General features: G+C 77.2%; 4 protein-coding genes. All 4 read right to left on the bottom strand.

Annotated elements, in window-relative coordinates; all coding sequences use genetic code 11:
• Positions 1–1,858: non-ribosomal peptide synthetase (locus tag EBO15_RS42850; protein ID WP_122200152.1), on the bottom strand; the 1,858-nt coding region annotated here is incomplete at its 3' end.
• Positions 1,855–3,243 (bottom strand): condensation domain-containing protein, encoded by a 1,389-nt coding sequence (locus EBO15_RS42845; protein WP_158628509.1) that lies wholly within the window; start codon positions 3,241–3,243, stop codon positions 1,855–1,857. The genes EBO15_RS42845 and EBO15_RS42850, both read right to left, overlap by 4 nt.
• On the bottom strand, positions 3,240–3,527 hold the full coding sequence (locus EBO15_RS44955; RefSeq protein ID WP_122200150.1) for an acyl carrier protein: 288 nt from the start codon (positions 3,525–3,527) through the stop codon (positions 3,240–3,242). Before EBO15_RS44955 ends, EBO15_RS42845 begins: the two co-directional genes overlap by 4 nt.
• Positions 3,528–3,538: 11 nt before the next feature.
• Positions 3,539–3,761: hypothetical protein (locus tag EBO15_RS44950; protein ID WP_199745182.1), on the bottom strand; the 223-nt coding region annotated here is incomplete at its 5' end.

Below are 3,761 nucleotides of genomic sequence, written 5' to 3'. Positions count from 1 at the left end.
GGGGGCCGTCCGTCCCGGCGGACGCGCCCGCGACCAGCCGGGCCTGCGCGGCGAGGGTCGGGGCGGCGAGCAGGCCGGTCAGCGGGACGTCCCGTCCGGTCGCCGCGGTGATCATGGTGGCGAGGCGTCCGGCCAGCAGCGAGTCGCCGCCGAGCTCGTAGAAGTCGTCCTCGGGGCCCGCGCCGGGCAGCCCGAGAAGCTCGGCCCAGAGCCCGGCCAGCAGCCGTTCCGGCCCGGTGCGCGCGGCACTCGCGACCCGCGTCGAAGGTTCCGTGGCGTCGTCGGCGGGCAGCGGCGCGGCGGCGAGGGCCCGCCGGTCGAGCTTGCCGCCGGACGTGCGCGGCAGCGCGTCGTGCCACGCGTACCGGGTCGGGACGAGATGCTCGGGCAGCCGGGCGCGCAGGACGTCGCGCAGCGCGGCCACGGGGATCCGCTCCCCGGCGAGGTGCGCGGTCAGCGCGCGGTCGTCCCCGGCCGGACCGGGCCGGACGGTGACGGCGGCCTCGCGGATCTGCGGGCAGGCCAGCAGCGCGGTCTCCACCTCGGCGGGCTCGATCCGCACGCCGCGCACCTTGACCTGGTCGTCCAGGCGGCCGAGGAACTCCAGCAGGCCGTCGGGGCGCCAGCGCACCCGGTCGCCCGTCCGGTAGAGGCGGGCGCCGGGCGGGCCGTACGGGTCGGGCACGAACCGGTCGGCGGTCAGGTCGGGGCGGCCGAGGTAGCCGCGCGCGACGCCCGGGCCGCCCGCGAACAGCTCGCCGGGCGCGCCGAGCGGTGCCGGTTCGCCGCGCTCGTCCAGGACGACCACGTGCATCCCGTCGATCGGGACGCCGACGGGGACGCGGTCGGCCGGATGCCCCGGCTCGAACCGGTGCGCGGTGACGTCGATCGAGCACTCGGTGGGGCCGTAGGTGTTCCACACGGCGGCGGACGGCCCGAGCGGCGCGAGCAGCGCCCTGGCCAGGTCGGCCCGCAGTGGCTCCCCCGCCGAGAACACCAGGCGCAGCGACCCGCAGCCGTTCCAGCCCGGTTCGTCCGCGAGGTGCCGCAGCAGCGTCGGGACGCCCTGGAGCACCGTGGCCCGCCCGTCGCGGACGGCGCGGACGAGCGCGGCGGTGTCCCGTTCGGCCCCGGGCGGCGCGGTGAGCACCGTCGCGCCGCCGACGAGCGGGGCGAAGATCTCCCACCCTGCGGCGTCGAAGCTCAGCGCGGTCTTCCAGAGCACGCGGTCGCCGGGGCCGATGCCGTGCGTCCGGACCGTCCACAGGACGCGGTTCGCGATGCCCTCGTGCGTGACCACCACGCCCTTCGGACGGCCGGTCGACCCGGACGTGTGCAGGATGTAGGCGGCCCCCTGCGGATCGGCCGCACCCACCCCGCCACCCGGTGCGTCGTACTCCTTGTCGGCCCGGACGACCAGCCCGCGCGCGCCGGTCAGTTCGGTGGCGAGGCCGGCGTTGGACGCGTCGGCGACGACATGGCGGACGTCGGCGTCCGCCATGATGCCGCGCAGCCGCTCGCGGGGGTGCGCGGGGTCGAGCGGCAGGTAGGCGGCACCGGCGCGCCAGACGGCCAGCAGCGCGGTGACCGCCGCCGGGCCGCGCGCGACGCAGACGCCGACCGGCGTCTCGGAGTCCACGCCCAAGGCGCGCAGTCGTCCCGCGAGCGCGGCGGCGCGCGCGAGGAGCTCGCCGTAGGAGAGGCGGTCGGACGGGTCGTCCACGGCGGCGACGGCAAGGGCGTCCGGGGCGGCGGCGGCGCGCGCGGCGACCAGGTCCGGCAGCGTCGCCCCGGCGTCCGGCGCGGACTCTGTGAGGGGCTCCGTCGGCAGGTCGGGCACGGTCAGCGAGTCGGTCACGTTCGGCTCCTCACCCGGCCGAGCGCCATCAGCTCGGCCCGCTCCTCGGCGTCCGGCGCGGGCGGCCGGACGGGTTCGTCCGGCGGCGTCCCGGCCAGCGCCGACAGGAGACGGACGTAGTGCCGCCCGAGCCTGCGCATCGTCTCCGGTTCGTACAGGTCGTCGCGGTAGCGGAAGAGCACCCGGGTGCCGCCGCTCCCGGCGAGCACCTCGACCGCGAGGTCGAACTGGCCCTCCTGCTGGTCCAGGTCGCACGCGGCGAGGCGCATCCCCCGGTACTCGATCTCCCGGACGCCGCCCGCGAGCAGGTCGGCGACCGGGTCCAGGCGTCCGGTGGCGACGAGCGTGAAGGTGATCTGGAACAGCGGCGCGCGGGCCGGGTCCCGGCGGACGCCGAGGACGCCGGGCAGCAGCGGGAAGGGCAGGTCCTGGTGCGCGGTCGCGTCCCGCACCTCCGTGTGCGCGGCGGCCAGCAGGTCGGCGGCGGACGTGTCCGCCGCGATCTCGGCGCGCAGCACGACGGGGTTGACGTAGTAGCCGACCGTCTCGCGCAGCCCGGCCGCGCGGCGGACGCCGACCGGGCAGCCGAGGACGATGTCGCGCTCGCCGGTGTAGCGGTGCAGCAGCAGCCGGAACGCGGTCAGCATCACCGCGAACGGTGTGGTGCTCGCGCGCGCCGCCGCGTCCCGGACGCCGGTGACGAGCGCGGGGTCGAGGCGCAGCTCGTGCGTCCGGCCGCCGGTCCGCGCCCGGCGCGGACGCGGCCGGTCCACGGGCAGTTCCAGGGTTGGCGCGCCTGCGCAGACTCGCCGCCAGTGCCGTTCGTGGTCGGTGAAGCGCGGGGTGTCCTGGAGGGCCCGCTCGCGTTCGACCTGCCGTTCGAAGGACGGCAGCGGCTCACTCTGCGGGACGCGTCCCTCGGTCAGGTCGGCGTACGCGTCCAGGATGTGCCGCACCAGTCCGCACTGGGACATCGCGTCGGTGGCGACGTGATGCCCCGCGACCAGGAGGAGGTGCTCGTCCGCGCCCCGGAACAGGACGGCCCGGAACGCGCCGTCCCGCTCCAGCCGGAACGGTTCGAGTCCCGCCGTCCGCGCCGCCCCGGCGAGCCGCGCGCGGGACGCCCCCGGCAGGTCGCGGACCTCCAGCCGGACCAGGGCCGTGTCGTGGACGAGCCGGTGCGGGCCCGACGCGTCCTCGGCGAAGGCCGACCGGACCAGGTCGTGCCGTCCGCCCGCGACGCGCACCGCCTCGGCGAGCCGGACGGCGTCGAACGTGCCGTGCAACGCGCACATCACGTTGTAGGCCGCGCCCGCCGGGTCCTGCCGGTACAGCAGCCAGAGCGCCTGCTGCCCGACGGTCAGGCCGCCGCGCCGGACGCTCACCCCTCCCGCCCGGCGGACCGCGCCGTCCCGGGGAGGAGCGGGCGGAGGTAGCCGGTGAGCGCGGCGAGGGACGGGTGGTCCCAGGCCGTGGTGGGCTCGATCTCGATGCCGTACCGCTCCTCGATGTCGCCACAGAACGCGACCGCGTACACCGAGTCGAGCCCGTACTCCTGGAGCGGGGTCGCGGGGTCGAGCTCGGCGGGCGGGCGTTCGAGGTAGAGCGCGGCCCGCTCGGTGAGCCAGGCGAGGACCGGGTCGGACGACAGGTTCGGAACAGAGGTCATGGTGGCCACCTTCAGATCGCGAGAGGTTCGGCGGACAGGTCGAAGGACCGGTGCTCCTCCAGCCGCTGGAGCAGGGTCCGGTGCAGGCGGGCGGCGTGGTCGCCGGGCGGCGGCTCGCGGCGCAGCCCCAGCCGGACGGCGAGCCGGTGCAGCGCCACCACGGCCCACGCGTCGTCGCCGGGAGTGCTGGGGGCCCGGTCGGGCGCGTGCCGCCACACGCCCAGGCAGGACGCC

Origin of the sequence: Actinomadura harenae, assembly GCF_003696215.1 — a bacterium.
GTDB classification, from domain to species: Bacteria; Actinomycetota; Actinomycetes; order Streptosporangiales; family Streptosporangiaceae; genus Spirillospora; species Spirillospora harenae.
The sequence above is the reverse complement of the archived record's forward strand: the minus strand, read 5'-3'. Positions and strand labels throughout refer to the sequence as shown.

Excerpts from the sequence above, each read along its gene's own strand:
- EBO15_RS44955 (WP_122200150.1), bottom strand. The coding sequence starts at position 3,527 with ATGACCTCTGTTCCGAACCTGTCGTCCGACCCGGTCCTCGCCTGGCTC.